The organism is Nesterenkonia maliinae, assembly GCF_051262655.1.
Classification (GTDB): Bacteria; Actinomycetota; Actinomycetes; order Actinomycetales; family Micrococcaceae; genus Nesterenkonia.
The window spans coordinates 468,437-482,508 of record NZ_JBIMEY010000001.1 but is presented as its reverse complement, the minus strand read 5'-3'; the positions used below and the strand labels follow the sequence as shown (position 1 = coordinate 482,508).

Here is a 14,072-nt window from a genome sequence, read left to right as displayed (position 1 = left end):
ACGGAAGGACCTATATGACTACCATCGCGCTTATTGGAGCAGGACGCGGCCTGGGAGCCGCTGTTGCACGTCGATTCGGCAGGGAGGGCTTCAACCTGGCCTTGATCTCCCGGAGTCAGGAGCGCGTGGACGCGTTCGCGGCGGAGCTCAACGCTGAGGGCTTCACCGCCAAGGGTTTCGAAGCCAATGTCCGCGACACCCGCAGCCTGACCGAGGCGCTGGACAAGGCTGTGCAGGAACTGGGACCCATCGAGGTCATGACCTACAGCCCGCTGCCGCAGAAAGAGTTTCTGCGCCCGCTGCTGGAGACCACCGCACAGGATCTCGAGGGCGCCGTCGAGTTCTCCATCTACGGACCCGTCGCGGCCGTGCACCAGGTGCTGCAGGGCATGCGCGCTCTGGGTCGGGGCACCGTGCTGTTCATCAACGGTGGCAGCGGTGCAGTGCCCAGCGCGAAGGTGGCCGGCACGTCGATCGCCTTCGCCGGGGAGAGCGCCTTTGCGCAGATGCTCCACGATGAGCTCGCCGAGGAGAACATCCACGTCGGGCAGCTGATCATCCCCGGTGAGATCACCGAGGGCAGCGACACCAAGGACCCGCAGGTTCTGGCCGAGAAGCTGTGGGATCTCCACGCTGATCGCAAGGACTTCCGCGTCTTCGCGGAGCCGATGGATCTCTAGGCTTTCGCAGCGTCGTCAGTTCGGCGAGACAACGGGCCCTGGTCAGCAGACCGGGGCCCGTTGCTGTGGTGGACGTTGCCTGGATGGCGCTCTCCGAACCGGTCATTAGACTCCCTGCTATCAGGCGCAGTACCCCACGACCTCGGAGAGCAGCCCCATGAGCGAGGAACGCCGCAGAGAACTGGGCGAGAACGACTCTCCCGTCGAGGAGGCCCTGCAACAATCCTTCGACAACACGGTCAACGAGGGGGCCGAACGGCTCCAGCGCACCTTCCGCGCGATGCTCGTCACCGGATTCTTCGGCGGGATGGAAGTCGGCCTCGGCGTGATGGCCTACCTGGCCGTGCTGCATGAGACCGACAACCACCTGCTGGCAGGTCTCGCGTTCAGCATCGGATTGATCGCGATCCTGCTGGCGCACAGTGAACTGTTCACCGAGGACTTCCTGATGCCCGTCGCCGCAGTGGTCTCGCGTGAGGGCAGCGTCACCCAGCTGGGCAAACTCTGGGGAGGCACTCTGGTGGCGAACCTCGCCGGCGGATGGATCTTCATGTGGCTGGTGATGCAGGCCTTCCCGGAATGGGAGTCGACCGTCCGGGAATCCGCCGCGCATTTCGTGGACGCTCCGTTCTCCCTGCAGACCATCTGTCTGGCGATCCTCGGCGGCAGCACCATCACCTTGATGACTCGCATGCAACAGGGAACCGACGCGGACATCGCGCGGATCGTCGCGGCCGTCGTCGGGGGATTCCTGCTGGCAGGTCTGCAGCTCTTCCACTCCATCCTGGACTCGCTGCTGATCTTCGGCGCCATCCAGACCGGCGCGGACATCAGCTTCCTGGAGTGGCTGACCTGGTTCAGCTACGTGTTGCTGTTCAACATCCTCGGGGGCATCGCGCTGGTGACGGTGCTCAGACTGGTGCGGACCAAAGAGCTGGTGCAGCAACGACGCCGCGAATCACCGGCAGACCCAGATGCCGCGCACGGCGAGCAGGACTAGACGACGCCGCGTCGCGTCAGTCTCGATCGGCCGGTCCGGGTGGTGATGATGACCCCCAGAACGACGACGAGCGCGCCGGTGATCTTGGGAAGCGTCACCTGGGCGTCCAGCCACAGCACCGCGCCAGCCATGGTCGCGACCGGCAGGAAGTTCAAGAAGATCGAGGCCCGAGCGGGACCAAGCTGCTGGACCGCGCGGTTGTAGAACAGCAGCGCGAGCAGGCCGGGGAAGACACCGAGGTAGATCAGCCCGGGAAGATGCTCCCTGGCGCTGACCGTCGGCACCCCGAGCACCGCCCACTCCAGGATGACCAGAGGCGCCAGGATCACCGCAGCCAGACCCGTCATGACCAGGAGCACGCTGAAGGTGGGGAACAGGCTGAGGTATCGGGTGACGGCGATCGAGTAGACCGCCCAGGAGGCGACCGCCCCGAGCATGATGCCGTCACCGAGGTTCCATTGCAGCTGCGCCAGTGCAAGCACCTGGCCATCGGTGATCACCCAGAGTGCTCCGAGGATTGAGAGCGTCAGTCCGGACCATTGGATCAGGCGCAGCCTCTCGCGCAGGACCAGAGCGCTCAGTGTCAGGGTCAGCGCGGGAATCAGGGTCTCCAGCACGGACACGTTGGTGGAGGAGGTGAACTGCAGAGCGGCGTAGATGAAGGTGTTGAAGAACGCGACCCCGGTGAGGGTCAGCAGCAGCAGCGGCTTCCACTCGTGGAGGAACAGGCCTCTGGAGCGCCAGGCCGCTCTGCCAGCCAGGGGCAGAAGACAGAGGAACGCCACGGCGAGTCGGGAGAACGCGATGGTCAGCGGTGGGAGGTCGTTGAGCGCCTCGCCGACCAGGATGTTTCCCGAGTAGAAGATCACGACCATGACCATCAGCAGGTAGGGGAGCATCAGGGGGGTCCTGGTCGATGGTCAGAAGAGTTTTGTCTCGGGAGATCTGCCGGGTCAGGCTGACGGAGTCACGGCGTCGAGTTCGCGGTCGCGAGATGCCGCCGAATCTCCTCTGCGACGGTCTGGGGGTCTTCGACGCTCAGCAGATAGGTCTTCCGCGCATCCTTGACCTCCACGGTGGGGCCTCCGATGAGCAGACCCACCCTGCCGCCGGGGAGGAGGCGATACCCGGCACCCTCGAGGACCCCGGTCACAGGTCCCTCTTCGACCGAGAGGATCTCTGACCAGGCGAAGTCCACGTGGAAGATCCCCATGCAGCGCGCACTCAGTCCCTGGTCGCCCGCCGTGATCGTGACCCGGGACAAGCTCAGTGCCACACCCACCACCAGCAGCAATGCGAGCATGCCCAGTCCGACCCAGAGGGGCGTGAAGAGGAGTCCGGTGGCGCTCAGCCCCAGGAGCAGAAAGAGGGGAATGGAGACACGCCTACTCAGCCGGACGCTCGAGATCAGGTGTCCTGGGGAATGAGTCATTGTTCTCAGCCTATAGATCCGAGACCTGTGACGATAGATTTATTGAAGCTCAGCACCTGAAGACTGGCCGGCGGCGCGAGCTCTCGGTGATCAGCCGCGGAGCGTTCGCTTGATCTTCTTCGTGACTTTGCGCAGCACGGGCGGGCTCTGCGGACGCCGAACTAAGGATCGTCGACCTGCGGATCTGTGTGCTTCGGTCAGGTACTCATTGACCGCCGCGTCCCCGCCCTTTTCCATGAGCTTTTCCTGGGCCTTGGCCATTCGAAATCCGCCGAGACTGCCACGGGTGTAGTGGAAGTGGGAGAAGCGCTGGTACTGCCGAAGGTTGATCCGCGGATGAGACGCCAGCACCGAAGCTGGGGTCGACTGCAACAGCGTGCTCCAGCTTCGCGGGGGTTCCACGGACTCTCCCTGGAGGGTTCGTTCGGCATCGAGGAACAACGAGTCGAAGTGGGCGAGCAGCTCGTCGCTGTAGGTGACCGTGCGTTTGAACTCTGCTCCGGAGGAGAACGTGAACTCCCCGAAGTAGGGGCCATCTTCGGTGTCGTAGAGATCGACCCGCACAAACGGAGCGTCGGTCATCTTCGCGAGCTCGATGGCCCAGCGGGAGAGCATGACCGCCGAGCGCGGGACCACGGGGGCCCCGGGCTGGATGTCTGAGGGCCGGAACTTGTAGTCCCGGCCGGGGACGAACGGCCTGAGATCGCCGTCGAGCTTCACCATGCGCGGAGGTGAGTAGTTCCGGTCGATCTGGGCGACCATGCCGATCTGGCCCTGGAACATGTAGAACTTGTAGTCGAAGGGCACTGCGCCGGGCTGCGCGCCGCGCAGCAGTTCCTCCACGATCCAGACCGCTTTCTTCCCCGGGAAGGTGGTCGCCACGGTGTTCTGCTTGTCGCGAATGCCCTCGAGCGTCCATTCGCGCTTCGCCATGTGGTCGAAGTACCGGTCTTCGCCGAGGCGTTCGAGCAGCATGACCCCCTTTGCTGACCAGCCGTTGGCGAACTTGAGCGCCACGCGGTCGCCGAGCGCCTCCGAGGTGATCTCATCGGTGGAGTTCAAGACCGCGTGCTGCGTGGGCAGCCCGATTCGTTCCCCACCGAGGGTCTTGTCCCGGAGAAGCTGATGCACATAGGTCTTGTTCGAAAGGTCACGACGTTGCTGTGAGCCGCGGTTCCAGAACTCGGCCGTCACGAAATTCAGGAAGGGTGATTTCGCGGCGGTCTTCTCGGAAGTCATATAGGGATACCGGTTCTCTACATATCGGGCTGATTCAGCTCTGAGAGCTGCTGGTCGATTGGCACCTCTCAAGTGGTGCGTGGGCCGTCATCTCGCCTGGGAATGGTCTGCAGATCAAGCCAACAGGAATTCGAGAAAGGACAACTCCGGCTTCTCTCGGTTATCAACGATATACGGGTATGGGATTTCCTGCAGTTCTGTGACTCCGAAGGACACCGCGAGCTTGTGTCGCGTGTCTTTTTTAGAAGGCGTTTTCGACGCAGCTCGTCCCGGTCTGCGGCTTGCGCGGTGGACGAACGAGGTGCGGCGCCGTCGTCGTCCGATGTACTTCGTTCCCGGGCTGTGCGGATCGGGCCAGTGGTCTTTGCACGTGACTCTTGGAGAATATTGATCATGCGGTGTTGTTGATCGGTGGTCCATTCTTCTGATGGGATGTTCCTACGATGAAGCCATCAGGCACCTTGACCGCAGACGAATTCTGGTCCGCTGTCCGGGCAGATGATGAGAGAGTCCGGCAAACCAGCGCAGACATCCCGCTCTTCGCGCCGGCACGGTGGACCGCATCGGTGGCCCTCGGCGAATGGGCGTTCGGGACCGGACCCCGAGAGCTGGTGCACGGTCTTCCTGGGTACGGGAAGTCATTCATCAGTGTGGTCACGACGCCCGGCCGCGGGCGGGATTTTGTGCGGGTGCGGTGGACGAACCGTGGCGGTCCTCCCGCCAATAAGGCCGAGCACCTCGCGCGTATTCAAGCCTTCGATGCACAGGAGCCGCGACGGCGGCGAGTACTTGTCGATGACTCGTGGGTGGAGTTAGATGTCTGGGAAGACGACACCCGGTGGTGGGCTGCGGTCGAGACATCGCGGTATGCCCTCGCGCTAGAAGCCTCGGATCTCGACCCCGCGGCGCTGGCGCTGGTCGGAGTCGACGACGTCGAACCCTACCTTGTGGGCAGAACCGCGTGGATCCAGCGCCAGCGGGGTGAGGTTTAGCCGGTTCTCTCCCGCCATCCCCCTCGCGCACCTGCTCCTCGACGATGGGATCGATCGACCGATGCTCTCTTGGGTCACCGCTTTACTCCTGCCCTGCAGGCGATCTGGGGAGCGCAGACATGTGGAGTCGGTGACACCGCGCCCCCGAGTGCTGCGGATCTTCCCTGACTACGCCGAAAGTGTCCTGTGGCTGGCCGAACCAGTGCCCTATGGGATCTCGGGTCTGTCGCGGGAGCTGGTTCACGACCTGGCGGTGTGGGAGCAGTTCTATTACGACTCACTGACGGCAGATTTCATCTTCAGGTCACAGGAGCTGGCCCGTGAGTTCACCACGAGGGGGAAGCGTCTTGCCGGCCGAGTGGCCGAGGAGCTGGGGGGCCGGTGGGAAGTTGAGTTCAGGTCCTACGAGCCCCTCGTGGAACCCGTGCGAATTCGCGCTACCGGTGTCGCCACGAATGCGGAAGCAGCTGCCGCTTTCGCCGCACTGGCCGCGGAGCAGGCGGCGGTGCAGCGCCCCCGCGTGGCAGGGAATGGCAGGTGGTCCGCACGGGCAACGCTGCCTGACACCGACTATGAGCCCCGCGATTAGGACGTTGCCGCGAGACTGATCTGGAGATCAGCCGGTACGGTGCGAAGGGCCTCCCCAGGGAAGGCCGCTCAGTTCTGCGCGATAAAGGTTCCCTGATGGAATCTCAACACCAAGCTCGGAACCTCCCAGAGAGACGTATGGCGACTGTCATCTGGTGTGCCATGGATCCGATAGTTAACTAAGACCAGTTCCGGGCTGATCCGGTTGAACAGCCACTCAGAAGTCTCCGGTGCCTCCAGCGGGTCTTCTGCCTGGAGTGTCGCGACCATCTCCGCGTAGGTCCAGCGTCTGCCCCATCGGCCAATCTCAGCGAAGTCAGTCGAGAGCACGCGTGGCACCTGATCGTTGTCCTGTCGCACCGCCGGCGACAGGAGGGCCAGCTCTGCTGCCTTGACCGCGACGAATGCCTGTGAATCCGGTTCCCACATGGCGCAACTGTAGCTCGCATCCCGCCGGTGCTCGCCACGCGCCTCTCGACATCAGATCCAAATATATGAGAAAGGGTTTCCAATCCCGTAAGTCACACGTAGAGTTGCCAATATGGCAAACAACTCCACGTCTCACCAGTCAGCTGGCCGCGGCGATCACCCTTCGGCGGAGGAAGCTCGAGTCACACTCACGGAGCTGGATCGCGACGGTGCAAGCCTGGCCCGGCGCGCGGTCACTCCGTGGTGGTATCACCTGGCCCTCGGCGGAATTGTCGCGATGTTCGTCGGCGCCCAAGCACTTCCGACGGCACTGATGAGCTCCCTCATGGTGCTGGGACTGGTGGCGATTCCGTTGCTGACCACCGCGTATGCCCGCAGCACAGGACTGTCCATGAGTCAGCCCGCAGGACCTAGGAGCAAGCGGCGGCTTCTGGTGCTGGGGGGAGTCCTGGTCCTCGCGCTGGGGGTCGTCGCCGGGATGAAGCTGGCCGGTCTCCCTCCGTGGTGGGCCTTGGCGCCGGCGCTCGTGGCCTTCCCGGCGACCGTCGGCTTCGGTCGCATGTATGACGCCGCGCTGCGACGCGAGATCGCCGGGACCGGCAGCGCGAACACATGACGACTGGTCCGGCAGCACAGTTCAACACCACCATCCACTCGCCGATCCGGCTGCGGATCTGCGCTCTGATGCGGCGCGTGCCGGAGCTCGAGTTCGCCGTCATCCGCGACACGCTTGGACTGAACGACGCGAATCTGTCCAAGAACCTGAAGGTGCTCGGCGACGCGGGCCTGGTGACCGTGCGGAAGGAGAGCTCCTCGGCCAGATCAGATGCACGACGGCTCACCTGGGTCGCGCTGACGGCGGAGGGAAGGAAGTCGCTGGAGGGTCATCTGGCCGCCCTCACCGAGATCGCCGACGGCGACCCAGGTCGCACAGGGGAATAGGGAATGCCGGGCCGAGCAGCCCGACCCACCCGACTCAGTGCAGCTGGTTCGCGGCCCGCGAGACAGATTGCCGGCCGATCAACGACGACGCGCGATTCGATCCTCGAGCTTCTTTCGGCGGCGATGGAGCCTGGCCCAGCTGAGGCCACCCTTGATCACGATCAGTCCCTGTTCTTGCAGCGACGGCAGGCCCTCCGCCTTCAGAGCGGCATCGATGACCGACTTGTCCTCGCTCCTCGCCTTCAGCTCCTCGACGAGATTCTGCGCTCGTCGGACCCTTTCGGAGCAGAACTCATGCAATGAAATCTGTTTCTGAACGAGAGCCAGCTCAGTCTGAGAATCCTTGAACACTTTTGTCATATACCGAAGTTTATTATCCTCATCCAGGGAGAGTGAGAAATGGAGACCAGGGAGAGGAACGTCGTGACAGAAGCCCAGACGCACAAGTCCCCGAAACAGCAGTTCTGGACCACCTGGCGGGCCTTCGTCGGGATTCCCGGAGTTCTTCTCATCGCCTGGATGTACTTCGCGCCAGAGGAGTTGCGACTGCCCTACGAACACGTCACCGTGGTCTGGCTGGCGCTGTTCGCCGTCGCAGTTGTTGCGGGGCTGGTCAGAGTGAAGCTCTCCTCCGACCCCTGACTGCGTATGCCCTCATCAGGGCCGTGGCATCTCTTGTGTCGCCGGCCTGTTCGGCGCAGACTGAGAGAGATGAGCAAGAAAACTCAGACGCGAATCATCGTCGTGATCATCGGGCTTGCGCTATCCGCCTCAGCCCTGATCATGCTGATCCCGCACCTCTTCTGACTCTCCGTCGTTCGCACAGACCTGGGCGTCCGTCATTCTGGGAATCCTGACAGCGGGATTCGGCGGGGCCGCCCTCGCCCTGCGACACGCACGCCCCGGCTCCTCCCAGACCTGACGAACCGACCGCCCCGTCACGCAGTGGCCAGGACGCACGGTGATTGCCCTCCACACCCGCATCTGCAAAGCTCAAAGAATGTGTGGACGCTATGTCATGGCCAAGGACACCGGCGATCTGGCCGATGATCTGAATCGGGCGCGCCTGGGCCCTGTTCAGCCTCCTGCCTTCGAGCTCGCACCCAACTGGAACATCGCCCCGACCTCCACGGTGCCCATCCTGGTGGAGCGCTATGACGACGCCGGGGAACTTCTGCGCGAGCTTCACCCCGCCCGGTGGGGCCTGCTGCCCGAATGGGCCAAGGACATGACGTTCAGCTCCCGGACCTTCAATGCCCGCTCGGAGACGGTCGCGTCCAAGCCGAGCTTCCGCTCAGCGGCGAAGGTTCGACGTTGCGCGGTTCCCGCCGAGGCGTATTACGAGTGGAAAGCCGGGGGCGCGAAGAAGCGCCCGCATGCCATCCATGCCGCCGACGGCTCGCCCCTGGTCTTCGCCGGACTCTACGAGTGGTGGAAGGACAAGGATGCCGAGGCCCGCGGTGAGTCCGATCCGTGGATCCTCTCCTGCACCATCCTCACCGGCCCCTCGCCGGAGACCACCGACGACGGCGTGCTCAGCGATCTCGGGGCACTGCATGACCGGATCCCGCTGGCCATGACGGAGGAGTTCGCCGCGCAGTGGATCCACCCGGAGGAGAAGTCATCCGAGGAGCTGGAGGTCCTGCTGGAGCAGCTGCGCAGCGAGATCCCAGCAGTCGCCTCCGCCTGGGAGATCCACGAAGTGGACCCCGCCGTGGGCAACGTGCGCAACAACGGACCTCAGCTCCTGGAACCGGCACCCACCCTCTGGGGATGAACGTCATGCGACCAGTTTGGGGAGCAGCGCTGCGTCGTGAGCGCCCACTGCCGCAGCGCCACCCATCCCACAACAGCAGGAGCAGACCATGACCAGTCTGGATCTCACCACCAAGACCGCCCTCGCGAACGGGTCCACGCACGGCTTCGGTCTCGTCTTTGCGAACCGTCTCGCCCAGCAAGGCCTGCCTGCGGAGACTCTCTTCGCCGCACTCGGGGACGTCACCGCCGACGAGGGACTGGGCGACACCCTGGGCGCCGCGGGTGAGGTCGACACCGTCGTCAACCACTCACCGCTGGCCTCGGCCACCACCGGCAGCGCGCTGCGCGTCGACGGTGACCACGTCGATCTGATTCTGTCGTGACCGCGTCACACAGCCACAGCAGCACACATGGGGTCAGCACCCCTGCAGGCATCGCTGAGGGATTCGCGCACGCCTGGAACGCCGCCGATGCCGACGGACTGGCGGCGCTGTTCGTCGAGGACGCCGACTTCGTCAACGTCGTGGGCCTGTGGTGGAACAGTCGAAGACGCATCCGCAGTGCCCACGACTATGGATTCCGGAAGATCTTCAGCCGCTCACAGATGCGGCTCGAAACGGTCAGGGTGCGTGAGCTGGGGGAGAGCGTCGCCGTCGTCCACGCGCTGTGGACGCTCACCGGCCAGACACCGGCACCCGGGGAGAACCATGACGCGTCCCCGGGCACCCGGCGGGGCGTGATCAGCTTCACCGTCCAGCGTCAGGCCGGGACGGCAGAGAACGACGACGGCGGCTGGCTCGCGGTGAGTGCCCAGAACACCGATCGAGTGCCCGGCGCGGAGACCCTGGCCGCCGAGGGAGAGTCATTGCGCCCCGCCGCCTACCAGGACCTCGGATGAACCCGAGGCGGTTGACGCAGCTCGGCTTCTCAGTTCGTCTTGCTCCCGAGGTGCCCTGAACCTAAGTTCGGACCTCACCAAGAAGCTTCTGGCGCCGCTTGTCCCGGACAAGAACCGCGAGATTCTCACGTCTTATGTCGAACAGTGCTATTGCCTCGATCAAGTCACTCAGCTTCCGATAGCCGTAGCTGCGAGGGTCTAACGATGCCTGGTTGCTGATTTGACTCCCCACCGCTGCGAGGTTCGACCACCCGTCATCACCGCGCGCGGCTTCGACAGCATTGCGCACCAGAAGCACGAGCTGGGTGTCACCGCTCAAGGTCTTGGGAGCGCCGGCAGCGCCGATCGACGCCTCGACGTTGGAGGAGGGCTGTCCTAGACCCTCGACATGAGTGAACAGCGAACAGGCGTTGACGAACGGCTCAGGAGTCTTTCTCTGACCAAAGCCGTATACCTTCAGACCGTCGGCGAGGACTCGCATGACCAGCGGAGTGAAGTCTGCGTCGCTCGACACGATGGCGAACGCGTCGACCTGGCCTGCGCGGAGCAGGTCCATGGCATCGATGGTCATCGCCATGTCGGCAGAGTTCTTGCCCGTGCTGTAGGCAAACTGCTGTATAGGTCGTATCGCATACGGGTGAAGAGCGGCTTCCCATTGCTGTAAACGAGGACTCTTCCAATTTCCGTAAGCCCGACGCACATTTGCCACCCCATAGCGGGCGACTTCGGCAAGAACAACGTCGATCTTGGAGGCTGGCGCGTTCTCGGCGTCGATGAGTAAAGCAATCCGCTTCTCGTCATTGTTCACTCGTTGAGCATGCCGGTACCCATGGAACTGGTCAACTGCTCGCGGTTGATTCACGAGTTGTCGGCTTGCCGAGACCTATTCGTCCCTGACGGGTTCCACTACAGGTTCCACCACGGGATCTTGACCGCGCAGGAAATAGGCACCCACGGACCCGGCGAGGGTCGCGAAGACACCCACGGAGTACACCGCGAGGACCAGCTGCACTCCCTTGGAGAACGGGTCCTCGGTGGTGATGCCGGTGCCGGTCACCGTGGCCAGCGCGGACTCATACAGCGCGCTGGTGTAATCGGTGTGGGATTCAAAGGCGTAGAGCAACTGGCTCGCCGCCAGGATCACGACGACGGTCACCGCCGCCAGCCACCCGATCCGGCTGGAGAGGAGCCGTCCGGCCGATCGAGAGCCGCGCACGCCAGCGGAGAGGATGCCGCCCACGCGGGCGACCCGCGCCACGCGCAGCACCCGCACCGCCTGCAGGGCGCGGACAAAGCGCAGGAAGGGCACAAGCAGGAAGATCACCTGCCACCAGTTGCGCTTCCAGAAGGCTTTCTGGAAGCCCGCCACATAGGCGCGCAGGATGAATTCGGCGACGAAGACGGCCCAGAACACCCAGCCGGCGATGCTCAGTCCCAGACTCCAGCCCGGTTCGGTGACCAACATCTGACCCAGGAAGACGAAGAGGAAGAGCACGCCAAGCAGGCCCATAGGCCGATCCAGACGAGCGGCGAGGCGTTCGGCCGCCGCCTCCTGTTCGGCCTCCTGCGCGGGTGCGCGCCTGGATTCGCTGCTCACGCTCTGTCGACCTCCATCGTGGGACTTACGGCCACTCTACGAGGGCTCACCGAACCCAGCTGACCGCTGGGGAGATTGACGGGAGCACCCCTGGACGATGGAATGATCTGATGGAGCTAATCGCGATCATTCTCTGGGTTGTGGCAGCAGTGCTGTTCACCGCGTCCTTCGACATGCTCCGGAGTGTGAATCCCGACTCTCGTCTGCCGTTCTTCTTCGGCAGGCCGCCGAACAATCCTCCCCAGGTCGCGATGGTGCGACTCCTGGCGTTCGTCCTGTTCCTGGTCAGTGCCTGGATCTTCAGCGACGCCTACGGCCGCGCCATGGGTCCGATCCTGATCCTGATCGGCGCTCTTCCCGGCTGCCTGCGCAATTACCTGCACAACCGTCGCGTCGCCGCTGCCGAAGGAGCCGCATGATCGAGATTCTCAACGCCACCGCACTGTCCCGGGGGCGCGTCACAGGGACGCTGGTCGCCGACATCCTGCAGGCCATGAAACGTCGCGCCACCGTAGGCACCAACCTGCTGGAGATCGATGCGTGGACCCAGCAGATGATCCTCGACGCCCGGGCCACCTCCTGCTACGTCGCCTATGAGCCGGCGTTCGGGCGGGGACCGTTCGGTCACTACATCTGCACCTCGGTGAACGACGCCGTGCTCCACGGCAAGCCACACGACTACACCCTGGCCGACGGCGACCTGCTCACCCTCGACCTCGCGGTGTCCCTGAACGGGGTAGTCGCGGACTCCGCGATCAGCTTCATCATCGGGGAATCCTCCGCACCCGAGGACGTGGCAATGATCGACGCCACCGAACGAGCCCTGGCAGCCGGGATCGCTGCGGCCGCCCCGGGAGCTCGGATCGGGGATCTGTCCCACGCCATCGGCACGGTGCTCAGCGAGGCCGGCTTCCCGATCAACACCCAGTTCGGCGGGCACGGAGTGGGATCGACCATGCATCAGGATCCACACATCGTGAACACCGGGCGTCCCGGACGCGGGTACAAGCTTCAGCCAGGTCTGCTGCTGGCCCTGGAACCGTGGGTGATGGCGGATACCGACGAGCTGCGCACCGACGCCGATGGCTGGACCCTGCGCAGCGCCACCGGAGCCCGGACCGCGCACAGCGAGCACACCATCGCGATCACCGAGGACGGGGCGGAGATCCTGACGCTGCCGACATCCGACGCGGCTGACTAGCCAGCAGCGGGCTGAGAGACGCGGGACAGTGATTCCGCGACGCTCGCTTGCCCGAGCGGGCAGACCGGAGAACACCGGGCCGGCTCCCGCGATCGCGATCCAGCGCCAGGCGGCGCGGTGGGCACGAACCCAGGTCTCCGCGTCCACCGTGGTGGAGGGGATCCGGATACCCACGAACGCGTTCATTGGCAGCGTCCCGCGGCGGCAGGCGAACGCCAGCACTGTGGTCAGCACCCCGACGCCGATCAGGACCAGGCCGAAGATCAGAGCGATCACGCGTGGGGCCTCCCGGTCTCAGCCGGCTCGGTGGGTTCCGCCGACTCCACGGCCTTGCGTCTGCTCTGGGAACGTCCCACGCTCCACATGACGGCGGCGAACGGGACGACCCACAGGCCGAACGCCATATGAGCCACAGACCGCTGGTTCCCGAACAGGTGCCGCACCACCTCGGAGGTCACCACCAGCACGACACCGACAGCGGCGCCGATCGCGAGGTCCTTCTTCTGATGCGCCATGAATGCCTTTCTGCCGCTGAATCCACGGTCCTGACCTGGGCGTCGGCACCAGGGTAGTTCATGTGTGCAACCGCTTGGCCAGAATCACGAGGTCATCCAGGGTCGCACCTTCGCCATGCGGTCCCTTCGTCGACCGCGTGCGCAGCTCCCCGACCCGCACCGCCCACGCGTGCCGCGGTGCCAGACCGGCCAGGTCGCCGTCAAGGGTGGGCATCTCATCTGGTCCGTGTCGGTGTTCAGACCACTGTGGCGCTGTCGCATGGGAGACCACCAGGAGGTGTCCGCCCACAGCGACCCGCTCTGCCGCAGCCTGGAGGATCCGGAGACGATCGAGTGCCACCGGGGACTGCAGGAAGAAGACGCTGACCAGATCAAAGGGGCCCTCAGGCATACACTCTGGGAGTTCCGCCACAAGAAATTCAGCGCTGCCGTCTTGGCGATCCGCGGCCTCAGCGTGAGCCTTCCCGCGCGCCACAGCGGTGGCCGAGATGTCGACCCCGATCGCGCGCCACCCTCTCGCGGCCATCCAGAGCACATCGCCGCCCTCTCCGCAGCCCAGGTCGAGCGCACGTCCAGGTCTGCGGACCGGCTCGGTTCCCCGGCATCGTCACCGGATGAGCCCACGCTGATGCCTGCCGAGACGCTCATGCCCCATATGTCGAAGCTCACCGGCGCCTTGACCATTCAGGAGTCGGTTCCCAGTCAGGATCAGCATCCATCATGATGGCAGCGGCGGCGGTGAATTCACCGACCGGCGCTGAACCGTGTCGGCACCCTCAGGTGTCGGCCAATTCTGACGAA

General features: G+C 64.4%; 21 protein-coding genes and 1 pseudogene. 11 read left to right on the top strand and 11 right to left on the bottom strand.

Annotated elements, in window-relative coordinates:
* Positions 1–14: 14 nt before the first annotated feature.
* Both ACHAA4_RS02250 and ACHAA4_RS02245 read left to right on the top strand, forming a co-directional pair.
* Positions 15–680: an SDR family NAD(P)-dependent oxidoreductase gene (locus ACHAA4_RS02250; protein WP_435772562.1), complete on the top strand. Its 666-nt coding sequence runs from the start codon at positions 15–17 to the stop codon at positions 678–680.
* A gap of 157 nt (positions 681–837) precedes the next feature.
* Positions 838–1,680, top strand: a complete 843-nt coding sequence (locus ACHAA4_RS02245; protein ID WP_435772561.1) for a formate/nitrite transporter family protein — start codon at positions 838–840, stop codon at positions 1,678–1,680.
* Here the strand turns inward: ACHAA4_RS02245 and ACHAA4_RS02240 are convergent.
* The 4 genes from ACHAA4_RS02240 to ACHAA4_RS02225 form a co-directional block, all read right to left on the bottom strand.
* Positions 1,677–2,579 carry a DMT family transporter gene (locus ACHAA4_RS02240; protein ID WP_435772560.1) on the bottom strand — a complete coding sequence of 301 codons (903 nt, stop codon included), beginning with the start codon at positions 2,577–2,579 and terminating at the stop codon, positions 1,677–1,679. The two genes, ACHAA4_RS02245 and ACHAA4_RS02240, sit on opposite strands and share 4 nt — an antisense overlap.
* Positions 2,580–2,647: 68 nt before the next feature.
* Positions 2,648–3,112: a hypothetical protein gene (locus ACHAA4_RS02235; RefSeq protein WP_435772559.1), complete on the bottom strand. Its 465-nt coding sequence runs from the start codon at positions 3,110–3,112 to the stop codon at positions 2,648–2,650.
* 90 nt (positions 3,113–3,202) lie between these two features.
* On the bottom strand, positions 3,203–4,351 hold the full coding sequence (locus tag ACHAA4_RS02230; RefSeq protein ID WP_435772558.1) for an ATP-grasp fold amidoligase family protein: 1,149 nt from the start codon (positions 4,349–4,351) through the stop codon (positions 3,203–3,205).
* An 878-nt stretch (positions 4,352–5,229) separates the two neighbouring features.
* Positions 5,230–5,361 (bottom strand): hypothetical protein, encoded by a 132-nt coding sequence (locus tag ACHAA4_RS02225; RefSeq protein ID WP_435772557.1) that lies wholly within the window; start codon positions 5,359–5,361, stop codon positions 5,230–5,232.
* Positions 5,362–5,404: 43 nt separating this feature from the next.
* On the opposite strand from ACHAA4_RS02225, the gene ACHAA4_RS15365 reads away from it, so the two are divergent.
* Positions 5,405–5,932 (top strand): immunity protein CdiI family protein, encoded by a 528-nt coding sequence (locus ACHAA4_RS15365; RefSeq protein WP_494337964.1) that lies wholly within the window; start codon positions 5,405–5,407, stop codon positions 5,930–5,932.
* Between the two features lie 68 nt (positions 5,933–6,000).
* Here the strand turns inward: ACHAA4_RS15365 and ACHAA4_RS02220 are convergent, their stop codons facing one another.
* Positions 6,001–6,360 (bottom strand): nuclear transport factor 2 family protein, encoded by a 360-nt coding sequence (locus ACHAA4_RS02220; protein ID WP_435772556.1) that lies wholly within the window; start codon positions 6,358–6,360, stop codon positions 6,001–6,003.
* Positions 6,361–6,472: 112 nt separating this feature from the next.
* On the opposite strand from ACHAA4_RS02220, the gene ACHAA4_RS02215 reads away from it, so the two are divergent.
* On the top strand, positions 6,473–6,976 hold the full coding sequence (locus ACHAA4_RS02215; protein ID WP_435772555.1) for a hypothetical protein: 504 nt from the start codon (positions 6,473–6,475) through the stop codon (positions 6,974–6,976).
* Positions 6,973–7,302 carry a transcriptional regulator gene (locus tag ACHAA4_RS02210; RefSeq protein WP_435772554.1) on the top strand — a complete coding sequence of 110 codons (330 nt, stop codon included), beginning with the start codon at positions 6,973–6,975 and terminating at the stop codon, positions 7,300–7,302. Before ACHAA4_RS02215 ends, ACHAA4_RS02210 begins: the two co-directional genes overlap by 4 nt.
* Before the next feature lie 78 nt (positions 7,303–7,380).
* Here ACHAA4_RS02210 and ACHAA4_RS02205 read toward each other — a convergent pair whose 3' ends face one another.
* Complete coding sequence (locus tag ACHAA4_RS02205; RefSeq protein ID WP_435772553.1) at positions 7,381–7,662, bottom strand: hypothetical protein; 282 nt, start codon at positions 7,660–7,662, stop codon at positions 7,381–7,383.
* Between the two features lie 39 nt (positions 7,663–7,701).
* Here ACHAA4_RS02205 and ACHAA4_RS02200 point away from each other — a divergent pair, with 39 nt between their 5' ends.
* From ACHAA4_RS02200 to ACHAA4_RS02185, 4 genes are all read left to right on the top strand, one after another.
* Positions 7,702–7,944 (top strand): hypothetical protein, encoded by a 243-nt coding sequence (locus tag ACHAA4_RS02200; protein ID WP_435772552.1) that lies wholly within the window; start codon positions 7,702–7,704, stop codon positions 7,942–7,944.
* Between the two features lie 358 nt (positions 7,945–8,302).
* A complete protein-coding gene (locus tag ACHAA4_RS02195) occupies positions 8,303–9,079 on the top strand; it encodes an SOS response-associated peptidase (RefSeq protein ID WP_435772551.1) in 777 nt (258 codons plus the stop codon).
* A gap of 88 nt (positions 9,080–9,167) precedes the next feature.
* Positions 9,168–9,443, top strand: a complete 276-nt coding sequence (locus ACHAA4_RS02190) for an SDR family oxidoreductase (protein ID WP_435772550.1) — start codon at positions 9,168–9,170, stop codon at positions 9,441–9,443.
* On the top strand, positions 9,440–9,958 hold the full coding sequence (locus ACHAA4_RS02185) for an SgcJ/EcaC family oxidoreductase (RefSeq protein ID WP_435772549.1): 519 nt from the start codon (positions 9,440–9,442) through the stop codon (positions 9,956–9,958). Before ACHAA4_RS02190 ends, ACHAA4_RS02185 begins: the two co-directional genes overlap by 4 nt.
* Positions 9,959–10,019: 61 nt before the next feature.
* On the opposite strand, the gene ACHAA4_RS02180 is transcribed toward ACHAA4_RS02185, so the two are convergent.
* Positions 10,020–10,766 carry an NYN domain-containing protein gene (locus tag ACHAA4_RS02180; protein WP_435772548.1) on the bottom strand — a complete coding sequence of 249 codons (747 nt, stop codon included), beginning with the start codon at positions 10,764–10,766 and terminating at the stop codon, positions 10,020–10,022.
* A gap of 75 nt (positions 10,767–10,841) precedes the next feature.
* On the bottom strand, positions 10,842–11,555 hold the full coding sequence (locus tag ACHAA4_RS02175; protein ID WP_435772547.1) for an ion transporter: 714 nt from the start codon (positions 11,553–11,555) through the stop codon (positions 10,842–10,844).
* Between the two features lie 110 nt (positions 11,556–11,665).
* Here ACHAA4_RS02175 and ACHAA4_RS02170 point away from each other — a divergent pair, with 110 nt between their 5' ends.
* Positions 11,666–11,974 (top strand): hypothetical protein, encoded by a 309-nt coding sequence (locus tag ACHAA4_RS02170; protein ID WP_435772546.1) that lies wholly within the window; start codon positions 11,666–11,668, stop codon positions 11,972–11,974.
* On the top strand, positions 11,971–12,756 hold the full coding sequence (gene map / locus ACHAA4_RS02165) for a type I methionyl aminopeptidase (RefSeq protein ID WP_435772545.1): 786 nt from the start codon (positions 11,971–11,973) through the stop codon (positions 12,754–12,756). The genes ACHAA4_RS02170 and map overlap by 4 nt, the downstream gene beginning before the upstream one ends.
* Before the next feature lie 93 nt (positions 12,757–12,849).
* On the opposite strand, the pseudogene ACHAA4_RS02160 reads toward map, so the two are convergent.
* The 3 genes and pseudogenes from ACHAA4_RS02160 to ACHAA4_RS02150 all read right to left on the bottom strand — a co-directional run.
* Positions 12,850–12,942: pseudogene (locus ACHAA4_RS02160) on the bottom strand (SdpI family protein); the annotation flags it as partial.
* Between the two features lie 86 nt (positions 12,943–13,028).
* Positions 13,029–13,271, bottom strand: a complete 243-nt coding sequence (locus ACHAA4_RS02155; protein WP_435772544.1) for a hypothetical protein — start codon at positions 13,269–13,271, stop codon at positions 13,029–13,031.
* 58 nt (positions 13,272–13,329) lie between these two features.
* The gene (locus ACHAA4_RS02150) at positions 13,330–13,797 is read right to left on the bottom strand and encodes a class I SAM-dependent methyltransferase (protein ID WP_435772543.1); all 468 of its coding nucleotides are present in this window, start codon (positions 13,795–13,797) and stop codon (positions 13,330–13,332) included.
* Positions 13,798–14,072 lie beyond the last annotated feature (275 nt).